The following is a 23,771-nucleotide window of genomic DNA, read 5'->3' as shown; positions in this document are numbered from 1 at the left end:
GCAAGCCCTGATTAGCATGAAGGTTCTCGACTTGAAGTGCTCGCACGACCATCGGTTTGAAGGCTGGTTTGCTTCGTCCGATGAGTTTGAATCCCAGTTGTCGCGCAAGCTCGTGGCTTGTCCGGTGTGTTCCACGACTGAAGTAAGCCGCATGCCATCGGCACCGCGGCTGAACCTGTCCACCACACGTTCCGACCGAACCGAGCAGGCAAGCAGCGGCAGCAGCGTTACGCCGCAAGCGGCCCCGCAGCAGCCGGATCAGGCGGCCCAGGCGCGTGCGCTGCAATTCATGCGGGAATTTCTCGCGAAGACCGAGAACGTGGGCGACCGTTTTGCCGAAGAGGCGCGGCGCATGCATTACGACGAAGCGCCGGCGCGCAATATTCGCGGCGTCGCTACGCCTGAAGATGCGCACGCATTGATGGAAGAAGGCATCGACGTGATGCCGCTGCCCGTGCCGGCCGCACTGAAAGAGCCGCTGCAATAAGCCGACGCCCGTTGGCTTAGCGCACGTCTCCTCGTGGCCGACCCGGGTCATGACAGGAGACGAGAGCGCATGGACCTGAACTATTCCCCCGCGGACAACGCGTTTCGCGCCGACATTCGCGCCTGGCTCGACGCCAATCTGCCGCAAGCCTTGCGGACCAAGGTACTCGATCACAAACGTTTAAGCCGCGACGACTACGCGAGCTGGCACAAGCTGCTTGGCACGCGCGGCTGGTCTGTCGTCGCCTGGCCGAAGGAATTTGGCGGTCCGGGCTGGAACGCCACGCAGCGCCATATCTGGGATGAGGAATGCGCGCGTATTGGTGCGCCAGGCGTGTTGCCGTTCGGGGTATCGATGGTCGCACCGGTCCTCATGAAATACGGCAGCGATGCGCAAAAAGCCCATTACTTGCCGCGCATTCTCGATGGCACCGACTGGTGGTGCCAGGGATATTCCGAACCCGGTTCGGGCTCCGATCTGGCATCGCTGAGAACGCGCGCCGAACGTCAGGGCGACCACTATCTGGTCAATGGCCAGAAGACCTGGACCACGCTCGGCCAGTTCGCCGACATGATGTTCTGCCTCGTGCGCACGGACAGCGGCGCGAAGAAGCAGGAAGGCATCTCGTTCTTGCTTATCGATATGAAAACGCCCGGCATCACCGTGCGTCCCATCATCACGCTCGACGAAGACCACGAAGTCAATGAAGTCTTCTTCGAAGACGTGAAAGTGCCGATGGAAAACCTCGTCGGCGAAGAAAATCGCGGCTGGACGTATGCGAAGTATTTGCTCGGGCATGAACGCACGGGCATCGCACGCGTCGGGCAGTCCAAGCGCGAACTGGTGTTCCTCAAACGACTTGCCACTGATCAGAAGAAGGGCGGAGCATCGTTGTTGAAGGACCCTGTGTTCGCTGCAAAGATCGCGGCGCTCGAAATCGAGATCATGGCGCTTGAAGTGACCGTGCAGCGCGTGGTCGCGAGCGAAGCGAATGGCCGCGGGCCGGGCCCGGAAGCATCGATGCTGAAAATCAAGGGCACCGAAGTCCAGCAAGCGTTGACCGAGTTGATGGTTGAAGCCATCGGACCCCAGGCCGCCGCGTTCGATCCCGAGTATCTCGAAGGCGAACGGGAGCACAGTCTCGCAGGCGATGACGACGCGGCGCCGCTCGCCGCATACTACTTCAACTTCCGCAAGACATCGATCTATGGCGGTTCGAACGAAATTCAAAAAAACATCATCGCGCAGATGATTCTGGGCTTGTGAGGAGCGGCACATGGACTTCAATTTCACCGATGAACAACAGCAATTCCGTGATGCCTTGCGCCGTTATCTCGACAAGGAATACACGTTCGATGCCCGCCAAAAGATCGTGGCATCCAGGGAAGGTGTCGATGCAAAACACTGGACTGCCTTCTCCGAATTAGGCCTTACGGCTTTGCCCGCGCCGCAAGCGCGTGGCGGATTCGATGGTGGTCCGGTCGACATGCTCGTTGTGATGCAGGAACTCGGGCGTGCGTTGGTCGTCGAGCCCTACTGGTCGACGGCGGTGGGTATCGAAGCGTTGCGGCTTGTTGGCGATCAGTACGCGAACGCCTTGCTCGAGCGCGCGGCTGCCGGCGAGATCAAACTTGCCGTGGCGTTTCATGAACCGCATGCGCGCCATGACCTGTTTTCCATCGCAACCACGGCGCAGATCCAGGGCGACCAATTCACCTTGAACGGTGAAAAGTCGCTGGTCCAACACGGCGCACAGGCCGACGTATGGATCGTGCCCGCAAGGCTGAATGGCGAAGTTGCCCTGTTCGCCGTTGCGCGCGATTCGGGCAACGTGGCGATCACTGAATACCGGACGATCGATGGCCAGCGTGCCGCTTCCTTGAAATTCACGGGCACGCCGTCCACACGCCTGGGCAATGCGCAAACCGGGGCCGCGACACTTGAACATATCGCGGATTACGCGACGTTCCTGCTCTGCGCCGAAGCCGTCGGCGTGCTCGATGCGCTCAATCACGCGACGGTCGAGTACACGAAGGAACGCAAGCAGTTCGGCACGCCCATCGCACGGTTTCAGGCGTTGCAGCATCGCATGGTCGAGATGCTGATCCACGCTGAGCAAGCACGTTCGATCACGTATCTGGCGGCTGCCCGCTACACGAGCAATGACGCGGACGAACGCCGTCGCGCGATTTCTGCAGCGAAAGTGCGGGTCGGTCAGGCGGCACGTTTCGTCGGTCAGCAGGCCGTGCAACTTCACGGCGGGATGGGCGTAACTAATGAAGTCGCGGCGGCACACTGGTTCAAGCGCTTGTCGATCATCGAGACAACGTTGGGCGACGTCGATCATCATCTGGAGCGGTTTGCATCGCTGCCAGGATTCGCCGACACTAACGTTTGAATAATCGACGCTTCATAAAAGGAGAATGGGGATGACATTCAGCTATGAGGATTTCAACGTCGGCGATGTAGCCGAACTCAGCGCGCATACGTTTTCGAAAGAGGAGATCATCGATTTCGCCGGACGTTATGATCCGCAGCCTTTTCACCTGAGCGAAGCGGGCGGCGAAGCATCGCCGTTTCGCGGACTGGTTGCGAGCGGATGGAACACCTGCTCCGCGATGATGGGCATTCTCGTGCGCGACATGCTGGCCGATTCTACATCTATGGGCTCGCCCGGGCTCGACAACATCCGCTGGCTCAAGCCGGTTCGCGTGAACGATACCGTGCGGTTGACGGTGCGCGTGTTGAGCAAGCGTGTTTCCGAAAGCAAGCCGGATCGAGGCATTGTCGGAACGCGTTGGGAAGCTTATAACCAGAATGGCGAGCTGGTCTTGACGGTGGATTCGGCGGCGATATTCGGGCTGCGTCGTCCGGAAAATACGCAATGACGCTCGCCTCAGCAGCAGATGTGAAAGCCGCGGAGGGCGGCGAGGAATACGTGAGCGGGTGGCTGGAAATAGATCAGTCGCGCGTGAACCGGTTCGCCGATGCCACCGACGACCATCAATGGATTCACGTCGACGTTGAACGGGCGAACAAAGAGTCGCCCTTTGGCGGACCGATTGCGCACGGGTTCCTGACGTTGGCGCTCGTGCCGAAATGGCTTGAGCAATGCGTTCCGCTGCAGCAGAAACTCGGCGTGAACTACGGCACCAACAAGGTCCGGTTCATGTCACCGGTTCCGGTTGGTTCGAAGTTGAGAGCGCGTTTCTTGGCTGAGAAGGTGACTGACGTGGAGCAGGGCGGCGTGCAGGTGATCTGGCGCGTGACTATCCAGAAAGAAGGCGCTGAGAAACCGGTCTGTGTCGCTGAGTTTATTACACGGCACTATTTCTGAAGTTCGCGTCCCGGTGACTTCTTTTTCGGAGCCGTCAAAGAAGTCACCGCATTGCTCAACGCTTACGCGTACCGGGCTAATTCAAGTTTTGCGACCGCATTCCGATGCACTTCATCGGGTCCATCGGCGAGGCGCAATGTCCGTGCGTGCGCGTACGCATAAGCGAGCGGGAAGTCGTCCGACACACCCCCGGCCCCATGCGCCTGAATCGCCCAGTCGATGATCTGACACGCGATGTTCGGCGCAACGACCTTGATCATCGCAATCTCGCCGCGGGCGCCCTTGTTGCCGGCTGTGTCCATCATGTAGGCCGCTTTCAGTGTGAGCAAGCGCGCCTGTTCGATCATGATCCGCGACTCGGCAATGCGCTCTTGCGTTACGCCATGCGCTGCGATCGGCTTGCCGAATGCAACCCGTTGCGATGTCCGTCTGCACATGAGTTCGAGCGCGCGCTCGGCTAATCCGATCAAGCGCATGCAATGATGAATGCGTCCGGACCCAAGACGCCCTTGCGCGATTTCGAATCCGCGCCCCTCGCCAAGCAATACATTCGATGCCGGCACGCGCACATTCTCAAGCGTGATGTCCATGTGGCCATGCGGCGCGTCGTCGTAACCGAAGACCGAAAGCGGCCGATGCACCGTAATGCCCGATGAATCCGCAGGGACGAGGATCATCGATTGTTGCTGATGTTTTGGCGCTTCCGGATCGGTCTTCCCCATCACGATAAACACCTTGCAGCGCGGATCGCCCGCACCCGATGACCACCACTTGTGACCGTTGATCACATAGCTGTCGCCATCGCGCACGATGCTGCACTGGATGTTGGTCGCATCCGACGAAGCCACGTCCGGCTCCGTCATCAGGAACGCCGAACGGATCTCGCCTTGCAGCAGCGGCTCGAGCCATTGCTGCTTGTGCTGATCGCTGCCATAACGTTCGATGGTCTCCATGTTGCCCGTGTCGGGCGCGCCGCAATTGAACACTTCGGGCGCCCAAGGCACGCGTCCCATGATCTCGCAAAGCGGCGCGTATTCCAGATTGCTTAACCCTGCGCCACGTTCCGATTCGGGCAGGAAGAGATTCCACAGGCCGGCATCGCGCGCGTGTTGCTTGAGCGTTTCGATCAACTCAAGCGGTATCCACGCATCGCCCTTTGCCCGGTTTGCCGCGATTTCCTGATTGAACGCGCGCTCGTTCGGATAGATGTGTTCATCGAAGAAAGCGGCCAGCTTGTGGCGCAGTTCCTGCACTTTCGGCGTGTAGTCGAAATTCATCTCGTCTCCTGTTCCTGATGTTTTATCCGGTCACTTTTTGCGCGTAAGACCATGCGAGTTCGGCCATCGGCCTGGCACGTTTGCCTGCATCGATCGCTTGTGCGCTCGCTGCTGTGCCCTCGCTCACGCGCTTCATGATTCCCTGCAGGATCGCGGCGATGCGGAACATGTTGTAGGCGAGGTAGAAATTCCAGTCGCCTTCGATCCTCAGGCCGGTGCGTTCGAGATATTGCGTGACGTAAGTCTGTTCGTCCGGAATGCCGAGCGCCGCCCAGTCGAGTCCGCCGATACCGCGAAATTGCGTCGGATCGACATGCCACGCCATGCAGTGATAGGCAAAGTCGGCGAGGGGATCGCCGAGCGTGGACAACTCCCAGTCGAGCACGGCGAGAACGCGCGGTTCTGTCGGGTGAAAGATCAGGTTGTCGAGCCGGAAGTCGCCATGAACAATCGACACGCTTTCGCCGCCGCGCGGAATATGTTTCGGCAGCCACTCGATCAGCTTGTTCATCGCTTCGATGGGTTCGGTTTGCGACGCAAGGTACTGCTTGCTCCATCGGCCGATCTGGCGCTCGAAATAGTTGCCCGGCTTGCCGTAGGTGTCCAGACCCGCTTTGATGATATCGACCGAATGCAAAGCTGCGATCACGCGATTCATTTCATCGTAGATGGCGCCGCGCTCGGCGGGCGTCAGGCCCGGCAGCGCCTGGTCCCACAACACGCGGCCCTCGATGAACTCCATCAAATAGAACGCGCGGCCAATCACGCTTTCGTCATCGCATAGCGCAAACATCTTCGCAACCGGTACGTCCGTGTCGGCAAGCGCATCCATCACGCGGTATTCACGATCAATGGCATGCGCCGATGGCAACAGCTTCGCCGCCGGTCCCGGCTTTGACCGCATCACATAACTGCGCGAGGGCGTGATCAGCTTGAACGTGGGGTTCGACTGGCCGCCGGCGAATTGTTCGACACTGACTGGCCCGACGAAACCTTCGATATGCGTTTCAAGCCACGCTGACAGCGCTTCCATGTCGAACTGTTGGCGCTCGTTGACGGGCCGCGTTCCTTCGAACGCCGAGAAATCCTGCTGTACGGGCAAGGGCGCGTCGTTTGAAGCCATCGTTGTCTCCTCCGGATTGCGTTCATAGGCTGGTCCACATGCAGCGTCGCGCTTCGAAGCGCTGTTGTCGCTGCTTGCGCGGTTACTTCAGGGCTGACGTGTATCGCACGAATTGTTCGTAGAGCAATTCCATGGTCGTGTTGCGCGCGCTTGCGTGAAGGGGCGACGGCGGCGAATGATTCAGCGCGCGGATGACCCAGTCGCCGGGTTTGTCGCCGATATCGAGCGCGTTGATGCATCCCGTTGTCTGCGACAGATGCCCGAAGAACATGCGTCCGCCGCCCGTGATCGCGTGCGACAACAACGCGCGATTCACGCCGCCGTGCAATACCAGCAACGCGGTGTCCCAGGATAAATCGTCCCGCAGCCGTTGCAGCGGCGGCAACACACGATCCAGCAATTCGCCGATGGTCTCGCCGCCAAGGAACGTGGTTGTCTCCGGCACGATGCCGTCGAACACGCTGAGAAACGCGCGCTCGATATCCTTCGCGGGCAGGTTGCTCAATCGGCCGCCGCGGATCTCTTCCCATTCCGGCCAGACATCGATTTCGATTTCCTGACCCGTTTCAGCCAGCACGCGCTGTGCCGTCTCGATCGTTCTCGGCAGACCGCTGACAATGACCTTGTCGAAGCGGATCTGCTGCGCCTTGAACTCGCTTCCGGCCGCGGTCGCTTCGTCGCGGCCGCGTTCATTGAGCGGCACGCCCATTGGATCGATGGCGCGGCCGGTTGCATCGAAATACGTCACGTCGCCGTGCCGCATCAGGAAGATGCGGCGGCGTTTTGGGAGTTCGTAGGGTGTGGTCATCATTTGTAGAGCGGTGGCCGCTTTTCGAGGAACGCGTTGATGCCTTCGAGCGCGTTGCCGTTATGGAGCGCGTCGACAAAACCGTCGCGTTCGGCGTCGAGTTGTTCGGCAAGCGATTGCGTTTCAGCCGATGCGATCAGCGTCTTGATCTGCGCCAGCGCTTTCGGCGCCATGCGGCCGAGTTCGTCGGCCCAGGCGATGGCGGTATCGAGCGCCGCGCCGGGTTTCGTCACGCGATTCACCACGCCGGCTTCGTGCAAACGTGAGGCGCCGATCGGCTTGGCCTCAAGCAGGATCTCGGTGGCAAGCGCACGTGGCAAGGCGCGCGTGAGGAACCACGAGCCGCCGCCATCGGGCGTGAGGCCCACGCGGGCGTACGACATCACGAACTTGGCGTCATCGGCAGCGACGAGCAGGTCGCACGCCAGCGCGAGCGAGAAGCCCGCGCCCGCTGCCGCGCCTTCCACGGCCGCGATCACCGGTTTTGTGGATGACCTCAGCGCCACGATCCATTCGCCCAGCATGTCGATGCTCGCCGCTTGCACCGATGGGTCCTTCGCGCGATTTTCAAGCAGGCGGTTCAGGTTGCCGCCGGCGCAAAAGAAGTTGTCGGCGCCGGTCAGCACGATCGCGCGCACGGATGTATCGCGCTCGGCCGTGTTCATCGCCTCGATTCCGGCTGCGTACATATCCGGGTGCAACGCGTTGCGCGCGCCCGGATTGGACAGCTTCAGAACGAGCGTAGTGTCGCTTTCGGCCGGCCGCGCGGAGAGCAGTTCGGCGCTCATTCTGCTGCCTCATCGAAGGTGAGTGACAGGCCAAGCTGTGCGCGACGCGTCAACCACGGCGACGGGCGATAACGCGGGTCACCCAGCACGCCCTGGATGTTGCGCAGAATGGTGAGGATGGTCGTCGCACCGAGTGCGTCGCCGAGTACGAGCGGACCACGCGGATACCCCAGCCCGAGCGTCACGGCGAGATCGATATCGGCGGGTGAAGCGATACGCTGCTGCGCGATGTCGCAACCAATATTCACGATGGTCGCCACGACGCGTTGCGCAACGAACCCCGTGGAATCGCGGATCACGGTGACAGGAACGCCGTCGAAAGCGAAGAGGGCGTGCGCGGCGTCGCGGAACTCGGCCGTGGTCGCGGGCGTGGTCATGATGGTGCGGCGGTTGGCATCGGCGAGCGGGAACAGCGTGTCGATGGCAACCGTACGCGACGCATCCAGCTTTTCCGCGACGCATGCCGTGGTTGCATCGTGGCCGAGCGGCGTCACGATGATCAGCGAATCCGGCGCGGGCGTGCCGCCGGTATCGATGGTCACATTCGTTTCCATCTTCGCGATCAGCCGGAACACTTCCTCGCGCGCCTGGACCGACGCACGGCTCACCCAGACGCGCCGCGGCAGCGTGGTCGGCGCAGGCGCTTCTTCGGGCGTCTGCTGCTTGCCATCGACGTACTTATAGAAACCTTCGCCGACCTTGCGCCCGATCAACCCGCCGGCAAGCCGCGTCCCGGTAATCGGCGACGGCGTGAATCTTGGTTCCTCGTAAAACTGGTGATAGATCGACTCCATCACCGGATGCGAAACGTCGAGCGCGGTCAGGTCGAGCAACTCGAACGGTCCGAGTCTGAAGCCGGCCTGCTCGCGCATGATCCGGTCGATATCGGCAAAACTCGCCACGCCTTCGCCGGCGATCCGCAATCCCTCGGTGTTCATGCCACGCCCGGCGTGATTCACGATGAACCCCGGCATGTCCTTCGCGCGCACCGGCGTATGGCCCATCTGGCGGCCGAGCGCCATGAGCGCGTCACCGGCGGCGGGGTCGCCACGTAATCCATCAATCACCTCGACCACTTTCATCAGCGGCACGGGGTTGAAGAAATGCAGGCCGACGACGCGTTCGGGCTTCGTGCATCCGGCGGCGATCGCGGTAATGGAAAGCGACGACGTGTTCGACGCCAGGATGCAATCGTCGCGAACGATGCCTTCCAGCTCGCGGAACAACTCGCGCTTGGGATCGAGCTTTTCCACTATCGCCTCGATCACGACATCGCAATCGGCGAGGTCGCTGATTGCCTCCGCCGCATGAATGCGGGCCAGCGCCTCGTGCGCTTCGGCTTCGGTGAGCTTGCCTTTTGCGGCAAGTTTGTTCAGGGTATCGGCGAGATACTCGCGAGCGGCCGTGATGGCTTCCTTGTTGGCATCGAAGAGACGTACGGTCAAGCCGCCCGTCGCCGCGATCTGCGCGATACCGCGTCCCATCGCGCCGCTGCCGACCACGCCCAACGTTCGAATCACTGTGTCGCGAAAACTCATGGTGTGTCTCACTCCTTATTTTGCTAGATTAGCACGGTCGTGCTGTTAGTGAGATGGCCTCGAAGGCCGTCGATTGCATGCATTATTAAAAACGAAAGACGTTCAGGAGACTCGCGATGCTCAAGCTGTATGGTTTTCCGCTGTCCAACTACGTGAACAAGGTGAAGTTCGTGCTGCTCGAACACGACATTGCGTTCGAGGAAGTGCGGGCCAATTTTGGCCAGGATGAAGCGACACTCGCTCAGTCGCCTCTCGGTAAGGTGCCGTATATCGAGACCGGGAACGGATCGCTGTGCGAGTCACAGGTGATCATCGAATATCTGGCGAGCGCATATCCGGACAAGCCCATCTTTTCCGCCGATCCGTTCACTGCCGCCAAGGAGCGCGAGATGATTGCGTTCATCGAGTTGCATCTGGAACTCGTCGCGCGGGATCTCTACAAGCAGGCGTTTTTTGGCGGCACCGTCACCGATTACACGAAGTCGCGTGCCGAAAAACGGCTCCGTCACGGCGTAGCGGGACTCAAGCGGATTGCGAAGTTCGAACCGTACGCGCTTGGCACGACCTTCAGTATCGCCGATGTGAGTGCATTCGTGAATTTGCCGCTCGTCGGGCTGACGACAAAAGCGGTTTATGGCGCGGATTTCCTGCTGGAGGCGGGTATCGACTGGAAGGCGCACAACAGGCGCGTAGGGGAACGGCCGGCCGCACAGAAAGTGACGGCCGACCGGCTGGCGTTCATGGACGCGCAGAAAAAAGAACTGCCGAAGATCTGAAGTTCTACAGGCTCGCGAGGCGTTCGAGCGCGGTGCGCAGCGTTGCTTCTTTTTTCGCGAAGCAAAAACGCACCACGCCCGATTCGTGGCTCTCGTGATAAAACGCGGATACTGGAATGGCCGCTACGCCGATCTCGCTCGTGAGCCATTGCGAGAATTCCGCTTCGGGCAAGTCGCTGATGGCCGAATAGTCGACGCACTGGAAATACGTGCCGTCGCAGGGCACCAATTTGAAGCGCGAGTTCGCGAGGCCCGCGCGGAAGAAGTCGCGCTTTTGCTGGTAGAAAGCCGGCAAATCCATATAAGGCGACGGGTCCTTCAAGTACTCCGCAATGCCGACCTGCATCGGCGTATTCACGGTGAACACGTTGAACTGATGTACCTTGCGGAACTCGGCCGTAAGAGCCGCGGGCGCAGCGACATAGCCGACCTTCCAGCCCGTCACATGAAACGTCTTGCCGAAACTCGATACCACGAAGCTGCGCGCGGCCAGGTCCGGATAACGCGAGACGCTTTCGTGCGGCGCGCCGTCGAAGACCATGTGTTCGTAAACTTCGTCGGAGAGGATCAGCACGTCGGTGCCGCGCATGATTTCGTCGAGCTTTTGCATGTCGGCGGCGCGCCAGACACGGCCCGTCGGGTTGTGCGGCGTGTTGACGATCAGAAGGCGCGTTTTGGGCGTGATCGCTGCGGCAATCTTATCGAAAGGGAGTGCGTAGTCGGGTGCTTCCAGCGATACAAACACCGGCTTGCCGCCCGCCAGTTCAATAGCCGGGACGTAGCAGTCGTACATCGGCTCGATCACGACGACTTCATCGCCTGGAAGCACGCAGCACAGGATGGCCGTCAGGATGGCTTGCGTGGCGCCGGCCGTCACCGTGATTTCGCGATCCACGTCGTATTTGCGACCGTAGAGCCGCTCGATCTTTTCGCTGATCGCGTGACGCAGCGGCGCGGCGCCGGCCATCGGCGGATACTGGTTGTGGCCGTCCCGCATCGCGTTCGCCACCGCATCCACGATTCGCGGATCGCAGGCGAAATCCGGAAAACCCTGGCCAAGGTTGACCGCGCCTGTCTGTGTCGCGAGTGCGCTCATGACCGTGAAAATGGTCGTGCCGACATTCGGCAGACGTGACGTGATGGCAGGAACGGCGGCGGAATGCGGAAGGTCGTGCGAGGCGTTCATAGTGGTTTCGATCGGCTGCGCTGGAAGAATGTGTCGTATTTTAAACGTCGATTGCGTCCGTTTCCGGATTGGCCTCGACCTGCGCGTTGAAGCTTGTCACGAACGGCGCCGGCTGGGCTATCCGGAAGCCAAAATCACGCGCGGTGCGTTTCGCAAGTTTGAGCAGCGCCCGGTCCTTCGATACCAGCCAGTCCGCCTTGCTTGCATGCGCCAGTTCGAGAAACTTCTGGTCGTCGCGGTCCTTGCATTTCGGCAGCGGCGGTGTGTCTTCGGGTAGCGGTTCGATTTCAACCAGGCGAGAAAGCCGCGCAACCGTTTCCAGCGCCTGGGCCTTGTCTACGGCAAAGCGCACGAATTGCGGATAGTCCAGCACATACGTCAGTTCTTTCAGGCAACGCGCATCGATCAACGCTTCCAGCGTGCCGGCTTCGAGCGCGGCGCGAATGGGGCGGGAATTGGGGTCATCGAAAACAAGAATGTCGATCCACACATTCGAATCGAGCACGGCGCGCCACGCGGGGGATTTTTTCATTCGATACAATCGAGGGTTTCCGTCTTCATCGTTGGCAAGCGTGCCGGCGAGCCCCTATGATAATCGTTCTCTCGCCGGCCAAATCGCTCGACTACGAGACCCCGCCGCACGTGACGAAGCACACGTTGCCTGAATTCACCGCAGATTCCGCCGAGCTCATCAAGGCGCTGCGCAAACTCTCGCCACAGGATATCGGCAGTCTCATGCATATCTCCGACCCGCTCGCGCGACTCAACTTTCAGCGTTATGCCGACTGGTCGCCGACGTTCAGTGAGGACAATTCGAAGCAGGCCATGCTCGCGTTCAACGGTGACGTCTACGAAGGTTTCGACGCCAAATCGCTTCATGCGGCCGACCTCGACTACGCGCAGAACCATGTGCGGGTGTTGTCCGGGCTCTACGGATTGCTGCGGCCGCTCGACCTTTTGCAGCCTTATCGGCTGGAAATGGGCACGAAGTTCGCAAACGCTCGGGGCAAGGATCTTTATGCGTTCTGGGGCGATCGCATCACGGTGGCGCTCAACGGGCAGATGAAAAAGCAGCGCGGCGCGAAGGTGCTGATCAATTGCGCATCCGGCGAGTATTTCAAGTCGGTGCAGCCGAAGCGGCTCGACGCGCCAATCGTCACGCCCGTGTTTCAGGAATGGAAGAACGGCCAGTACAAGATCATCAGTTTTCACGCAAAACGTGCGCGCGGGTTGATGGCGCGGTTCGCCGTGCAGCATAGAATCGATGAACCGGAAGGCCTCAAGGATTTCGGCAGCGAAGGCTACGCGTTCGATAAAAAAGCATCGACTGACGCCACGTATGTGTATCGCCGGCGCGTTGGGGCTTGATGCAATGACCTGCTGCAGCACTGGACAAATCAAGGAAGCGTCATGAGCATCTCAATCACGAGTCATTTCGATGCGGGCGCGATCAACGTCGTTTCCGCCGATAACCCCGCCGACATCCGCCTGCGTATCCGCCCGGACAGCCACGCCGATTTCGCGCAGTGGTTCTACTTTCGCGTGGGTAACGTCCGCGATGTAGCGCTCACCCTGACCTTCGAAAACGCCGCCGACTGCGCGTTTGCCGACGGCTGGCGCGACTATCGCGCGGTCGCCAGCTACGACAGGATCAACTGGTTCCGGGTGCCGACCCGTTATGACGGCCGGGTAATGACGATCGAGCACACGCCCGATTTCGATGCCATTTATTACGCTTACTTCGAGCCGTACAGCGAAGAGCGGCACGCAGGTTTCATCGGCGCGGTACAGCAGATGCCGCACGCCACGCTCACGGAAATTGGCCGCACCGTGCAAGGCCGCCCGATGGCACTTTTGACGCTGGGCTTGCTTGAAGACGATGAAGACGAAGCTGAAGACGGCGAAGAAGATCACATAACACTTGAGCCGAAGAAAAACGTCTGGATCATCGCGCGTCAGCATCCGGGCGAAACCATGGCCGAATGGTTCGTGGAAGGTTTGATCAAACGGCTGGCAGGGTGGGGCGACTGGGCCGGCGATCCGGTCGCGCGCCTGGTCTTCGAGCACGCCGTGTTTCACATCGTGCCCAACATGAATCCCGATGGCAGCGTTCTTGGCAACCTGCGCACGAACGCAGCAGGTGCCAACCTGAATCGCGAATGGATGGAGCCGGACGGCGCGCGCAGCCCGGAAGTGCTCGCGGTACGCAACGCCATGCACGCAATAGGCTGCGATCTTTTTTTCGATATTCACGGCGACGAAGCACTGCCTTACGTGTTCGTGGCGGGCTCGGAGATGTTGCCGGGGTTCACCGAAAAGCAGGCCGAGGAGCAGAAGGCGTTTATCGAATGCTTCAAGCAGGCAAGTCCTGACTTTCAGGATGTGTACGGTTACGAAGCCAACAAGTACCAGACTGACGCGCTGAAGCTCGCGTCGAAGTACGTTGGCAATGAGTTCGGGTGTTTGTCTCTGACGCTCGAAATGCCGTTCAAGGACAACGCGAACCTGCCGGACGAGCGGGTAGGATGGAACGGGGAACGCAGTGCGGCGCTTGGCGCGGCGATGCTGCAGGCCATCTTGCGCCATTTGCAGGCGTTCTGACTCGCGCGGACAGGCTGATGCGCGGTCAGGAGCGCGTTCAAGAAAGGGCGAGATCGTAAGCGACGATCTCGTCCTTTTGTTTTGCCTGGCGTCAGTGCTTCTTCTTCGTCGACTTGGCCGAGGACGATTTCTTCGCTGCCGAAGCGGATGCCTTGCCCTTTGATCCGGCTTTGCCCTTGACGGCGCTGTGCTTGCCGCGAGCGCTGTGACCGGATCGTGGTTCGGCACGCGGTCTGGCCGCAGGCACCGGGTCATTCCAGCCGAACGCCAGCATCTGGCTGCCTACGTAGCCGCATCGAAATTTGAGTGTCGGTGGCGTTGTGTCACCGTCCTTCGACACGCCGAGCCCCTCGACGGTCACCACGTTATCAACCTTGATCCGCTGCTTGTGATCATCGAACGAATCATTCCACGGGACGATGCTGCCATGCGCGGCATCGAACGAACTCGCTGGAAATTCGACGCGATCAAACGCCGTCGATGTACTCGCGACGAAGCTGCCGTGCGCGGCGCAATCGGCCATCAAGGGATTGGCGTTGAAGTCGGTCACGAAGTGATTGACGAGCTCATTGCGGTCGTCGACCGTATCGGCGAACGCAGTGGCGTTGAAAAGGGCTGACGTGATTGTCGCTACGGATGCGATCGCTACCAGCCGGCCGACCAGCCGAAGCAGTCGACGCGGTACTTGAATACTATCCATCGGGTTGGGCACTAAAGAGACATCAGGCACGTAAGAGGCCTGACAGTGAGCAGGAGTTCCATCTTATATCAAATTCTTTAGCAGGCTGGCCGCGGCCAGCTGCGTTCAGACTCGCGGCCCACGATCCAGCCGATACCGCCGGACATCGAAAGTCGTGATCCAGGTCGGCCTGTAGACGGTGATGAGAATTGTGAAAAGGCCGGTGAAGAGCGCTTCGCCGGCAACCAGCAGCGTGGCGGCAAGCGTAAAGCCCGCAGGTATGAACAGCCGCCCGTCGGCAAGGATGATTTGGAGCAGCAGACCTGAAGCACACGCCGCTGCGACAGCAACAGCGGAGGTGAGAAAGCCGTGACCCAGGATAAAGACGAACAAGCTCCGGGGAATCCACGCCTGAATGGCTTTTTGCAGCAGCGAAGACACGGCGACTGGCAAGGCACCGAACAAGAGGAATGTCACCGGAACCCCGGGCCACGCCGCATCAAGCACCACAGCCGCCAGGCCCGTCGCCACTGCCATGCCGACCATGGCGAGCTGCCAGTCAAATAGCGTGACCATCAGCGTTGCGCCGAGCAGATGAATGGCCGGACCGTCTTCGAACCATGTATTGCAGGCCCACAGCACCGTAACCGCAACCACGATCCCGAACCACACATGCTGAAGTGTTCCGTCCTGCAGCCGGCGAAACGGGTTCTTCCAGATGCAAAGCGCGAGCACACTCGCAGTGACTATCCAGCCACCTATTGCAAGCCACAGCGGGAGAGGTGTGTAGAAGAAACCCATAGATCTCATATTACTCGTTTGCGCCCGAAAACGTGTGCATTGACTGTGCCAGCGTGGTTTAGCGGGCGCGACGCCGTAACTTGTGCGTTGCGCCCGTGCGCCGTTTCGTGGTTATGCAGTGCTGTCAGTCACCAAAGCGCGGCAAGGGTTGAGCAGCCATCGGCATCAGATCCTCGTCCTCTTCCGGACGCTGTGAGTAGGTTGCCGAGGCCGGTGCCCGCAACGGAATGACGCCTGCGTCGCCGAGCGACGGGCGGGGCGAAGCATCAGCCTCCCGCCTCAATACTTCCAAATGACGGTTCTGCCAGCCGTTATAAATCGCCACTGCCGCCGCGCGATTGGGCGCGCCGAGCTGCTGGAAGATACTGCCAAGGTGTATTTTCACCGTGCCCTCGCTGATCCCCAGCGTCTTCGCGATGATTTTGTTCGTGCTCCCCATGTGCAGGCATCGCATGATCTGTTGCTGACGCAGCGACAGCGTGTTGAACCGCTTCAATCCCTTCCGAAACTCCCGTGGCTCAGTTTCGCGGCGCGCGGCAAGACCGGGTTCCAACGTTGGATCGAGCGCATTTGCGGGGACGTAATGGCCCCCGAGCAGCACCATTTCCAGCGCACGGACGATCAACGTCGGATCGAGGTCGCGCGGCACGACGCCTCGCGCCCCTGCGCCCAGGAACAAGCGGACCTTGGGCGTGGAGGCTTCGTCAACAATGATGGCTGCCGGTGTTCTCGGGAAAGCCTCGAGCAGCATTCGCAGGTCGGCCATGCGCATGGCCTTGTGCCAGTCGATCACGATCATATCCGGCTCGAGTCTCAGGACCGCGCTTGCAGCTTGCCGCCAATCTTTCGCCTCATTGAAGCGGGCCCGCCGGTCTATGTGCCGCAGTAGCGCTTTCAAACCTTCGCGACGTTCAGCTTCCGAATTAACTATTGTGAATTTCATGTCTGCCCCTAGTCATTTGATTTTCACGCGATTCCCGTTTGTGAAGAACGGGCATATGCGATTAAGCCCATGATGACTAATTGCAGAGAAAAATGCGCCCTGTCCGAACGGCATAGGCGGATCTTATGAATTCGTAAAAAATGCGGGCGTGTCTAAGATAGTTTCTTAGCGCAGCGCGTTTTTTATAGAAGGTTCTTAAGCGCGATGAGCGCGACAGGAAAGATTGAGACATATCCGATCAACGCCAAGGCCCGACAGTCTTGTCGCGCCTCGAATTTGCGTTTTTAAGTCGTAGGTTTTAATTCGCCAAAGTTTGTGATGTAGCGAATTCGCAAAAAAATGCCGCTCCAACGTTAATGGAGCGGCTGTCTCGTCGATTCAATCCGGTCGGTTAGTTATTGATTGTGTCGTTTCTATTATGAAAATCGCAATCCGTTGATTTTTCCGAGTTGGAAAGTTAGTGAAAGTGCGGCTGGGCAGGCTCAGCATCTTCCGGCATTTCGGCGTGCACGATCTCGCCTAATGGATCGGCATATAACGGCACGCCGCAATCTTCGCAGTATTCCGGCTCGAAGCGCCCGGAATGCCGCCGAACATCGGTCAACCCTGAGCGCTTTAGCAGCCCAACGATCGCTTCGACCGGACCATCCGCGCCTTCGAGTTCCGCTACATCGTCCGCCTCAGCGCCAGGCTCGCCATTTTCCCGCCCATAGAGTGGCCATACAACGCCGTAGATCACGTCGTTGCTGCCCCGGCGGGTAAATCCAATCCTGTATTCATCGATACGCTGCTCGCCAAATCCCGCGATGACCGCACGCAGTTCGTCCGGCGCTGTTCCCAACGTGTCGAAGAGATAGCGAACGGCGGTGCGCACCGAGTGCGGGCGGACCTGTTCGTCGGCGTCGCGGCACGCCGAGTAATACGCGTCGGGCAGCAGGCACTCGAATTCACAGCCGGGCAGAACGGTCGCAAAGGTCGCTCCGCCTTGGGTTGCCCAATGTTCAAGACATTGACCGCGTTCGACCCGAACGCCGTCCGTCTCCTCTTGCCAGCGAAACAGCGCTGAACCGGTGGGTACGATCGCCATCGCGAGCAGAAAACGCGGATCGGCAAGAATCGGCGATGTCTCGGGCAAATCCGCCAGGTTCAATCGAGCGGGCGCCTGGCCCAGCACGGTCTGGATCAGCAATTGCGCAACGCGCGACGTTTCCACATGATGCCGCGGCAACTGATCGATGCTGTACAGATACGGCGAAACCGCGACCCTGGCGCCGTCCGCCATTACATGGGCCTGCAATTGAGTGCGCAACGCGTCCGCGACATCGGCTTTCAACGGACCAGACGGAATCGAGTATCTCGTCCAAGCAAGCACCGGCGCCGCAATCAGAAGGGCGTCATGAGCGACACCGTCGATATCGATGGTGAACGACTCGCTCTGCGTCTCGGCCATGTCGGCGAGCGCGCCGTACGCATCGGGGAATTTGAGTTGCAGGTGGTCGAGCGCGGCGTCGAGCGCCGTCTGGTTCCCATTGCGGACGATCTTTGCGAGAAGCGTATCGAGGCGCGCTTCCCAAAACCGGTCTTCAATACGGCTGCCCGACGCAAACAGCGAGAGCGAGAGGCCGACTAGTTTGTCGGCGTCAGGGGGAAGTCGTTTGGCGATTCGCGAGCGCATAGGAGGCATATTCATCAGGTGCAAAGAACCTTTGATTGTAGTCGCTATATGGGGGCTTGAGCCGTAAAGCGAACCGCGGTTTGTCAGGCCCGACTACCGGCGTTACGCGAGCACCTGCACGCACCCGTAAAATTCTTTTCCCGAACCCCTTGCGCAGTGTTGAAACGGGCACTAGAATTCCGTTCCTTCGCTTCACAACGAGGCGAAGGGAAGTGAGAAAGTGCAGGTGCAGTGGCGCGCAAGAGGAAGCCGCAGAGCCAAGCAGGACGGGCCTTGCAGCAAAATCGGAAGTCGCGGGTTGAGTAAAAAACCTGTTGACGAAAAGCGAAACGTTCTACATAATCTCGTTTCTGTGCTGCAAACGCAGCGACGCGAAAGCGGTGGTGTTCCGAGGGATGGGATGCTGCGGTTTTGGTGAATGTTCTTTAAAAACTAACAGCCGATAAGTGTGGGCGCTTGGTGTTTTGCTTTAGAGCGTGGTGGTGTCTTTCGGGGCGCTGCCGTGAAGCGAAAGTATCAAGTCTCACACTAGTATTAAGGTAGGTTTTGAGCGTCTTTTCAGAGATGGAAAGATGGGAGGAACTTGTCAGTACGTTGAGTGAGCGACCTATTCGGAAGAATAGAAAACAGTAACAGGCATTGAACTGAAGAGTTTGATCCTGGCTCAGATTGAACGCTGGCGGCATGCCTTACACATGCAAGTCGAACGGCAGCACGGGGGCAACCCTGGTGGCGAGTGGCGAACGGGTGAGTAATACATCGGAACGTGTCCTGTAGTGGGGGATAGCCCGGCGAAAGCCGGATTAATACCGCATACGATCTACGGAAGAAAGCGGGGGATCGCAAGACCTCGCGCTATAGGGGCGGCCGATGGCAGATTAGCTAGTTGGTGGGGTAAAGGCCTACCAAGGCGACGATCTGTAGCTGGTCTGAGAGGACGACCAGCCACACTGGGACTGAGACACGGCCCAGACTCCTACGGGAGGCAGCAGTGGGGAATTTTGGACAATGGGGGAAACCCTGATCCAGCAATGCCGCGTGTGTGAAGAAGGCCTTCGGGTTGTAAAGCACTTTTGTCCGGAAAGAAAACCTTTGCACTAATACTGTGAGGGGATGACGGTACCGGAAGAATAAGCACCGGCTAACTACGTGCCAGCAGCCGCGGTAATACGTAGGGTGCGAGCGTTAATCGGAATTACTGGGCGTAAAGCGTGCGCAGGCGGTTCGTTAAGACAGATGTGAAATCCCCGGGCTTAACCTGGGAACTGCATTTGTGACTGGCGAGCTAGAGTATGGCAGAGGGGGGTAGAATTCCACGTGTAGCAGTGAAATGCGTAGAGATGTGGAGGAATACCGATGGCGAAGGCAGCCCCCTGGGCCAATACTGACGCTCATGCACGAAAGCGTGGGGAGCAAACAGGATTAGATACCCTGGTAGTCCACGCCCTAAACGATGTCAACTAGTTGTTGGGTCTTCATTGACTTAGTAACGTAGCTAACGCGTGAAGTTGACCGCCTGGGGAGTACGGTCGCAAGATTAAAACTCAAAGGAATTGACGGGGACCCGCACAAGCGGTGGATGATGTGGATTAATTCGATGCAACGCGAAAAACCTTACCTACCCTTGACATGGTCGGAACCTGGCTGAAAGGCTGGGGTGCTCGAAAGAGAACCGATACACAGGTGCTGCATGGCTGTCGTCAGCTCGTGTCGTGAGATGTTGGGTTAAGTCCCGCAACGAGCGCAACCCTTGTCCTTAGTTGCTACGCAAGAGCACTCTAAGGAGACTGCCGGTGACAAACCGGAGGAAGGTGGGGATGACGTCAAGTCCTCATGGCCCTTATGGGTAGGGCTTCACACGTCATACAATGGTCGGAACAGAGGGCTGCCAACCCGTGAGGGGGAGCTAATCCCAGAAAACCGATCGTAGTCCGGATCGTAGTCTGCAACTCGACTACGTGAAGCTGGAATCGCTAGTAATCGCGGATCAGCATGCCGCGGTGAATACGTTCCCGGGTCTTGTACACACCGCCCGTCACACCATGGGAGTGGGTTTTACCAGAAGTGGCTAGTCTAACCGCAAGGAGGACGGTCACCACGGTAGGATTCATGACTGGGGTGAAGTCGTAACAAGGTAGCCGTATCGGAAGGTGCGGCTGGATCACCTCCTTTCTCGAGCTCAACGCTTCTGAACGAAGCACTGAAGTGCTCACGCTTATCGGCTGTAAGAAGACAGGCTAAGGGTCTGTAGCTCAGTTGGTTAGAGCACCGTCTTGATAAGGCGGGGGTCGTTGGTTCGAATCCAACCAGACCCACCATTTACTCTTGAACGTTTGAAAGAACGAACGATGATAAATGCAGACCCTCAAGCATCAAGGTATTTGGGGGATTAGCTCAGCTGGGAGAGCACCTGCTTTGCAAGCAGGGGGTCGTCGGTTCGATCCCGTCATCCTCCACCAATCATCAATGCCAAGCACGTTTAGACCGAGCCATGCCGGTCGAGCGTGATTTGCATTGGCGATTGAGCCAGTCAGTAAAATCATGTGGAGCATAGCGCTTCAGGTGATGCTGTCGTTCTTTAACAATCTGGAAGAAGTAGTAAAGAGATTCACGAAAGCATACTTAGAGATGGGTGTGTGAGTAGGTGAATCAGGGTTGTGATTGTATCAATGTATGAAAAAGTGATCGAGAGATTGCTTTGGAATACGGCGCAACACGAATACTCAACCTATAGCGGTGTGAAAGAGGTTTCCCTCGAAGCTGAACTTCGGTTCGGAGTCGGGAGGAGTCTCGGAGACGCACTCGTTATAGGGTCAAGCGAACAAGTGCATGTGGTGGATGCCTTGGCGATCACAGGCGATGAAGGACGCGGTAGCCTGCGAAAAGCTACGGGGAGCTGGCAAACGAGCTTTGATCCGTAGATGTCCGAATGGGGAAACCCGGCCCTTCTGGGTCATCCGTAACTGAATACATAGGTTACGTGAAGCGAACGCGGTGAACTGAAACATCTAAGTAACCGCAGGAAAAGAAATCAACCGAGATTCCCAAAGTAGTGGCGAGCGAAATGGGATCAGCCTGTACTCTTTAGCACGACCGTTAGCCGAACACTCTGGAAAGTGTGGCCATAGCAGGTGATAGCCCTGTAGGCGAAAGCGGATGTGTGGAACTAGGTGTACGACAAGTAGGGCGGGACACGTGAAATCCTGTCTGAAGATGGGGGGACCATCCTCCAAGGCTAAATACTCGTGATCGACCGATAGTGAACCAGTACCGTGAGGGAAAGGCGAAAAGAACCCCGGGAGGGGAGTGAAATAGATCCTGAAACCGCATGCATACAAACAGTCGGAGCCTCGTAAGGGGTGACGGCGTACCTTTTGTATAATGGGTCAGCGACTTACGTTCAGTAGCAAGCTTAACTGATTAAGGCAGGCGTAGCGAAAGCGAGTCCGAATAGGGCGTTCAGTTGCTGGGCGTAGACCCGAAACCAAGTGATCTATCCATGGCCAGGTTGAAGGTGCGGTAACACGTACTGGAGGACCGAACCCACTAATGTTGAAAAATTAGGGGATGAGCTGTGGATAGGGGTGAAAGGCTAAACAAACTTGGAAATAGCTGGTTCTCTCCGAAAACTATTTAGGTAGTGCCTCGTGTATCACCTTCGGGGGTAGAGCACTGTCATGGTTGTGGGGTCCATTGCGGATTACTACGCCATAGCAAACTCCGAATACCGAAGAGTGCAATCACGGGAGACAGACATCGGGTGCTAACGTCCGGTGTCAAGAGGGAAACAACCCAGACCGCCAGCTAAGGTCCCCAAATATTGCTAAGTGGGAAACGAAGTGGGAAGGCTAAAACAGTCAGGAGGTTGGCTTAGAAGCAGCCACCCTTTAAAGAAAGCGTAATAGCTCACTGATCGAGTCGTCCTGCGCGGAAGATGTAACGGGGCTAAGCAATATACCGAAGCTGCGGATGCGAGATTTATCTCGCATGGTAGGAGAGCGTTCCGTAAGCCTGTGAAGGTGCATTGAAAAGTGTGCTGGAGGTATCGGAAGTGCGAATGCTGACATGAGTAGCGATAAAGGGGGTGAAAAGCCCCCTCGCCGTAAGCCCAAGGTTTCCTACGCAACGTTCATCGGCGTAGGGTGAGTCGGCCCCTAAGGCGAGGCAGAAATGCGTAGCTGATGGGAAGCAGGTTAATATTCCTGCACCATTGTTAAATGCGATGGGGGGACGGATCGCGGAAGGTTGTCCGGGTGTTGGAAGTCCCGGTCCTTGTATTGGAGAAGGCGCTTAGGCAAATCCGGGCGCGGAATTCAAGGGTACGAGGCCATTCACTTAGGTGAAGAAGCAATCGGAAGTGGTTCCAAGAAAAGCCTCTAAGCTTCAGTTTAACAAGACCGTACCGCAAACCGACACAGGTGGGCGAGATGAGTATTCTAAGGCGCTTGAGAGAACTCGGGAGAAGGAACTCGGCAAATTGGTACCGTAACTTCGGGATAAGGTACGCCCCTGTAGCTTGATGCGCCTGCGCGCAAAGGGTGAAGGGGTTGCAATAAACTGGTGGCTGCGACTGTTTAATAAAAACACAGCACTCTGCAAACACGAAAGTGGACGTATAGGGTGTGACGCCTGCCCGGTGCCGGAAGATTAAATGATGGGGTGCAAGCTCTTGATTGAAGTCCCGGTAAACGGCGGCCGTAACTATAACGGTCCTAAGGTAGCGAAATTCCTTGTCGGGTAAGTTCCGACCTGCACGAATGGCGTAACGATGGCCACACTGTCTCCTCCCGAGACTCAGCGAAGTTGAAGTGTTTGTGATGATGCAATCTCCCCGCGGCTAGACGGAAAGACCCCATGAACCTTTACTGTAGCTTTGCATTGGACTTTGAACCGATCTGTGTAGGATAGGTGGGAGGCTATGAAACCGGAACGCTAGTTTCGGTGGAGCCGTCCTTGAAATACCACCCTGGTTTGTTTGAGGTTCTAACCTTGGCCCGTGATCCGGGTCGGGGACAGTGCATGGTAGGCAGTTTGACTGGGGCGGTCTCCTCCCAAAGTGTAACGGAGGAGTACGAAGGTACGCTAGGTACGGTCGGAAATCGTGCTGATAGTGCAATGGCATAAGCGTGCTTAACTGCGAGACCGACAAGTCGAGCAGGTGCGAAAGCAGGTCATAGTGATCCGGTGGTTCTGTATGGAAGGGCCATCGCTCAACGGATAAAAGGTACTCTGGGGATAACAGGCTGATACCGCCCAAGAGTTCATATCGACGGCGGTGTTTGGCACCTCGATGTCGGCTCATCTCATCCTGGGGCTGTAGCCGGTCCCAAGGGTATGGCTGTTCGCCATTTAAAGAGGTACGTGAGCTGGGTTTAAAACGTCGTGAGACAGTTTGGTCCCTATCTGCCGTGGGCGTTGGATATTTGAAGGGGGCTGCTCCTAGTACGAGAGGACCGGAGTGGACGAACCTCTGGTGTACCGGTTGTCACGCCAGTGGCATCGCCGGGTAGCTATGTTCGGAAGAGATAACCGCTGAAAGCATCTAAGCGGGAAACTCGCCTTGAGATGAGATATCCCTGGAGCTTCGAGCTCCTTGAAGGGTCGTTCTAGACCAGGACGTTGATAGGTCAGGTGTGGAAGTGCAGTAATGCATTAAGCTAACTGATACTAATTGCCCGTAAGGCTTGATCCTATAACCAGTGTGTGTCGGCAGCCGTTAGTGCTTAAGCACGTATGGATGCCCCATCCCGCG

At 58.2% G+C, this 23,771-nt stretch carries 19 protein-coding genes, 2 tRNA genes and 2 rRNA genes; 12 read left to right on the top strand and 11 right to left on the bottom strand.

What is annotated here, in order from left to right; genetic code table 11:
• Positions 1 to 16 precede the first annotated feature (16 nt).
• From AXG89_RS00220 to AXG89_RS00200, 5 genes are all read left to right on the top strand, one after another.
• Entirely contained in the window at positions 17 to 487 is a 471-nt protein-coding gene (locus tag AXG89_RS00220) for a DUF1178 family protein (protein ID WP_062167077.1), read from the top strand.
• A 69-nt stretch (positions 488 to 556) separates the two neighbouring features.
• Positions 557 to 1,753 (top strand): acyl-CoA dehydrogenase family protein, encoded by a 1,197-nt coding sequence (locus tag AXG89_RS00215; protein ID WP_062167075.1) that lies wholly within the window; start codon positions 557 to 559, stop codon positions 1,751 to 1,753.
• A gap of 10 nt (positions 1,754 to 1,763) precedes the next feature.
• The gene (locus AXG89_RS00210; RefSeq protein WP_062167073.1) at positions 1,764 to 2,885 is read left to right on the top strand and encodes an acyl-CoA dehydrogenase family protein; all 1,122 of its coding nucleotides are present in this window, start codon (positions 1,764 to 1,766) and stop codon (positions 2,883 to 2,885) included.
• Positions 2,886 to 2,916: 31 nt separating this feature from the next.
• The gene (locus AXG89_RS00205) at positions 2,917 to 3,375 is read left to right on the top strand and encodes a MaoC family dehydratase (RefSeq protein WP_061999822.1); all 459 of its coding nucleotides are present in this window, start codon (positions 2,917 to 2,919) and stop codon (positions 3,373 to 3,375) included.
• Positions 3,372 to 3,824 (top strand): MaoC family dehydratase, encoded by a 453-nt coding sequence (locus AXG89_RS00200; protein WP_062167071.1) that lies wholly within the window; start codon positions 3,372 to 3,374, stop codon positions 3,822 to 3,824. The genes AXG89_RS00205 and AXG89_RS00200 overlap by 4 nt, the downstream gene beginning before the upstream one ends.
• Positions 3,825 to 3,886: 62 nt before the next feature.
• Here AXG89_RS00200 and AXG89_RS00195 read toward each other — a convergent pair whose 3' ends face one another.
• The 5 genes from AXG89_RS00195 to AXG89_RS00175 all read right to left on the bottom strand — a co-directional run bounded on the left by AXG89_RS00195 (position 3,887) and on the right by AXG89_RS00175 (position 9,358).
• On the bottom strand, positions 3,887 to 5,101 hold the full coding sequence (locus tag AXG89_RS00195; RefSeq protein ID WP_062167069.1) for an acyl-CoA dehydrogenase family protein: 1,215 nt from the start codon (positions 5,099 to 5,101) through the stop codon (positions 3,887 to 3,889).
• A gap of 22 nt (positions 5,102 to 5,123) precedes the next feature.
• Positions 5,124 to 6,224, bottom strand: coding sequence for a phosphotransferase (locus tag AXG89_RS00190; RefSeq protein WP_062167067.1), 1,101 nt, complete (start codon positions 6,222 to 6,224; stop codon positions 5,124 to 5,126).
• 82 nt (positions 6,225 to 6,306) lie between these two features.
• A complete protein-coding gene (locus AXG89_RS00185) occupies positions 6,307 to 7,035 on the bottom strand; it encodes a histidine phosphatase family protein (RefSeq protein ID WP_236873349.1) in 729 nt (242 codons plus the stop codon).
• Positions 7,032 to 7,820 carry an oxepin-CoA hydrolase, alternative type gene (locus AXG89_RS00180; RefSeq protein ID WP_062167065.1) on the bottom strand — a complete coding sequence of 263 codons (789 nt, stop codon included), beginning with the start codon at positions 7,818 to 7,820 and terminating at the stop codon, positions 7,032 to 7,034. The genes AXG89_RS00185 and AXG89_RS00180 overlap by 4 nt, the downstream gene beginning before the upstream one ends.
• Entirely contained in the window at positions 7,817 to 9,358 is a 1,542-nt protein-coding gene (locus AXG89_RS00175) for a 3-hydroxyacyl-CoA dehydrogenase (RefSeq protein ID WP_062167063.1), read from the bottom strand. Before AXG89_RS00175 ends, AXG89_RS00180 begins: the two co-directional genes overlap by 4 nt.
• 116 nt (positions 9,359 to 9,474) lie before the next feature.
• On the opposite strand from AXG89_RS00175, the gene AXG89_RS00170 reads away from it, so the two are divergent.
• Complete coding sequence (locus tag AXG89_RS00170) at positions 9,475 to 10,134, top strand: glutathione S-transferase family protein (protein ID WP_062167061.1); 660 nt, start codon at positions 9,475 to 9,477, stop codon at positions 10,132 to 10,134.
• Between the two features lie 4 nt (positions 10,135 to 10,138).
• On the opposite strand, the gene AXG89_RS00165 is transcribed toward AXG89_RS00170, so the two are convergent.
• Both AXG89_RS00165 and AXG89_RS00160 read right to left on the bottom strand, forming a co-directional pair.
• The gene (locus AXG89_RS00165) at positions 10,139 to 11,320 is read right to left on the bottom strand and encodes a pyridoxal phosphate-dependent aminotransferase (protein WP_062167059.1); all 1,182 of its coding nucleotides are present in this window, start codon (positions 11,318 to 11,320) and stop codon (positions 10,139 to 10,141) included.
• A 40-nt stretch (positions 11,321 to 11,360) separates the two neighbouring features.
• Positions 11,361 to 11,852 (bottom strand): putative toxin-antitoxin system toxin component, PIN family, encoded by a 492-nt coding sequence (locus AXG89_RS00160; RefSeq protein WP_062167058.1) that lies wholly within the window; start codon positions 11,850 to 11,852, stop codon positions 11,361 to 11,363.
• Between the two features lie 56 nt (positions 11,853 to 11,908).
• Here AXG89_RS00160 and yaaA point away from each other — a divergent pair, with 56 nt between their 5' ends.
• Both yaaA and AXG89_RS00150 read left to right on the top strand, forming a co-directional pair.
• The gene (gene yaaA / locus AXG89_RS00155) at positions 11,909 to 12,688 is read left to right on the top strand and encodes a peroxide stress protein YaaA (protein ID WP_061999813.1); all 780 of its coding nucleotides are present in this window, start codon (positions 11,909 to 11,911) and stop codon (positions 12,686 to 12,688) included.
• 42 nt (positions 12,689 to 12,730) lie between these two features.
• Positions 12,731 to 13,921 carry a M14 family metallopeptidase gene (locus AXG89_RS00150; RefSeq protein ID WP_062167056.1) on the top strand — a complete coding sequence of 397 codons (1,191 nt, stop codon included), beginning with the start codon at positions 12,731 to 12,733 and terminating at the stop codon, positions 13,919 to 13,921.
• A gap of 91 nt (positions 13,922 to 14,012) precedes the next feature.
• Here AXG89_RS00150 and AXG89_RS00145 read toward each other — a convergent pair whose 3' ends face one another.
• The 4 genes from AXG89_RS00145 to AXG89_RS00130 form a co-directional block, all read right to left on the bottom strand.
• Entirely contained in the window at positions 14,013 to 14,621 is a 609-nt protein-coding gene (locus AXG89_RS00145) for a BspC domain-containing protein (protein ID WP_062167054.1), read from the bottom strand.
• Between the two features lie 105 nt (positions 14,622 to 14,726).
• A complete protein-coding gene (locus tag AXG89_RS00140; protein ID WP_062167052.1) occupies positions 14,727 to 15,401 on the bottom strand; it encodes an energy-coupling factor ABC transporter permease in 675 nt (224 codons plus the stop codon).
• Between the two features lie 124 nt (positions 15,402 to 15,525).
• Positions 15,526 to 16,344 (bottom strand): LuxR C-terminal-related transcriptional regulator, encoded by an 819-nt coding sequence (locus AXG89_RS00135; RefSeq protein WP_062167050.1) that lies wholly within the window; start codon positions 16,342 to 16,344, stop codon positions 15,526 to 15,528.
• A 457-nt stretch (positions 16,345 to 16,801) separates the two neighbouring features.
• A complete protein-coding gene (locus AXG89_RS00130; protein ID WP_061999808.1) occupies positions 16,802 to 18,019 on the bottom strand; it encodes a DUF2863 family protein in 1,218 nt (405 codons plus the stop codon).
• 641 nt (positions 18,020 to 18,660) lie between these two features.
• Here AXG89_RS00130 and AXG89_RS00125 point away from each other — a divergent pair.
• From AXG89_RS00125 to AXG89_RS00110, 4 genes are all read left to right on the top strand, one after another.
• Positions 18,661 to 20,191: ribosomal RNA gene (locus AXG89_RS00125) — 16S ribosomal RNA — on the top strand.
• A 69-nt stretch (positions 20,192 to 20,260) separates the two neighbouring features.
• A tRNA-Ile gene (locus AXG89_RS00120) sits at positions 20,261 to 20,337 on the top strand.
• Between the two features lie 65 nt (positions 20,338 to 20,402).
• Positions 20,403 to 20,478, top strand: a tRNA-Ala gene (locus tag AXG89_RS00115).
• A 352-nt stretch (positions 20,479 to 20,830) separates the two neighbouring features.
• A 23S ribosomal RNA gene (locus tag AXG89_RS00110) occupies positions 20,831 to 23,711 on the top strand.
• The 16S and 23S rRNA genes sit together here with 2 tRNA genes alongside, the layout of an rRNA operon.
• Positions 23,712 to 23,771: the final 60 nt, after the last annotated feature.

Origin of the sequence: Burkholderia sp. PAMC 26561 (assembly GCF_001557535.2) — a bacterium.
Classification (GTDB): domain Bacteria; phylum Pseudomonadota; class Gammaproteobacteria; order Burkholderiales; family Burkholderiaceae; genus Caballeronia.
This window is presented reverse-complemented; position numbering and strand designations above follow the sequence as displayed.

Bases quoted from the DNA above. Each gene is read 5' to 3' on its own strand.
- AXG89_RS00220 (WP_062167077.1), top strand. From the start codon at position 17: ATGAAGGTTCTCGACTTGAAGTGCTCGCACGACCATCGGTTTGAAGGC.
- AXG89_RS00215 (WP_062167075.1), top strand. From the start codon at position 557: ATGGACCTGAACTATTCCCCCGCGGACAACGCGTTTCGCGCCGACATT.
- AXG89_RS00210 (WP_062167073.1), top strand. From the start codon at position 1,764: ATGGACTTCAATTTCACCGATGAACAACAGCAATTCCGTGATGCCTTG.
- AXG89_RS00205 (WP_061999822.1), top strand. From the start codon at position 2,917: ATGACATTCAGCTATGAGGATTTCAACGTCGGCGATGTAGCCGAACTC.
- AXG89_RS00200 (WP_062167071.1), top strand. From the start codon at position 3,372: ATGACGCTCGCCTCAGCAGCAGATGTGAAAGCCGCGGAGGGCGGCGAG.
- AXG89_RS00195 (WP_062167069.1), bottom strand. From the start codon at position 5,101: ATGAATTTCGACTACACGCCGAAAGTGCAGGAACTGCGCCACAAGCTG.
- AXG89_RS00190 (WP_062167067.1), bottom strand. From the start codon at position 6,224: ATGGCTTCAAACGACGCGCCCTTGCCCGTACAGCAGGATTTCTCGGCG.
- AXG89_RS00185 (WP_236873349.1), bottom strand. From the start codon at position 7,035: ATGATGACCACACCCTACGAACTCCCAAAACGCCGCCGCATCTTCCTG.
- AXG89_RS00180 (WP_062167065.1), bottom strand. From the start codon at position 7,820: ATGAGCGCCGAACTGCTCTCCGCGCGGCCGGCCGAAAGCGACACTACG.
- AXG89_RS00175 (WP_062167063.1), bottom strand. From the start codon at position 9,358: ATGAGTTTTCGCGACACAGTGATTCGAACGTTGGGCGTGGTCGGCAGC.
- AXG89_RS00170 (WP_062167061.1), top strand. From the start codon at position 9,475: ATGCTCAAGCTGTATGGTTTTCCGCTGTCCAACTACGTGAACAAGGTG.
- AXG89_RS00165 (WP_062167059.1), bottom strand. From the start codon at position 11,320: ATGAACGCCTCGCACGACCTTCCGCATTCCGCCGCCGTTCCTGCCATC.
- AXG89_RS00160 (WP_062167058.1), bottom strand. From the start codon at position 11,852: ATGAAAAAATCCCCCGCGTGGCGCGCCGTGCTCGATTCGAATGTGTGG.
- yaaA (WP_061999813.1), top strand. From the start codon at position 11,909: ATGATAATCGTTCTCTCGCCGGCCAAATCGCTCGACTACGAGACCCCG.
- AXG89_RS00150 (WP_062167056.1), top strand. From the start codon at position 12,731: ATGAGCATCTCAATCACGAGTCATTTCGATGCGGGCGCGATCAACGTC.
- AXG89_RS00145 (WP_062167054.1), bottom strand. From the start codon at position 14,621: ATGGATAGTATTCAAGTACCGCGTCGACTGCTTCGGCTGGTCGGCCGG.
- AXG89_RS00140 (WP_062167052.1), bottom strand. From the start codon at position 15,401: ATGGGTTTCTTCTACACACCTCTCCCGCTGTGGCTTGCAATAGGTGGC.
- AXG89_RS00135 (WP_062167050.1), bottom strand. From the start codon at position 16,344: ATGAAATTCACAATAGTTAATTCGGAAGCTGAACGTCGCGAAGGTTTG.
- AXG89_RS00130 (WP_061999808.1), bottom strand. From the start codon at position 18,019: ATGCGCTCGCGAATCGCCAAACGACTTCCCCCTGACGCCGACAAACTA.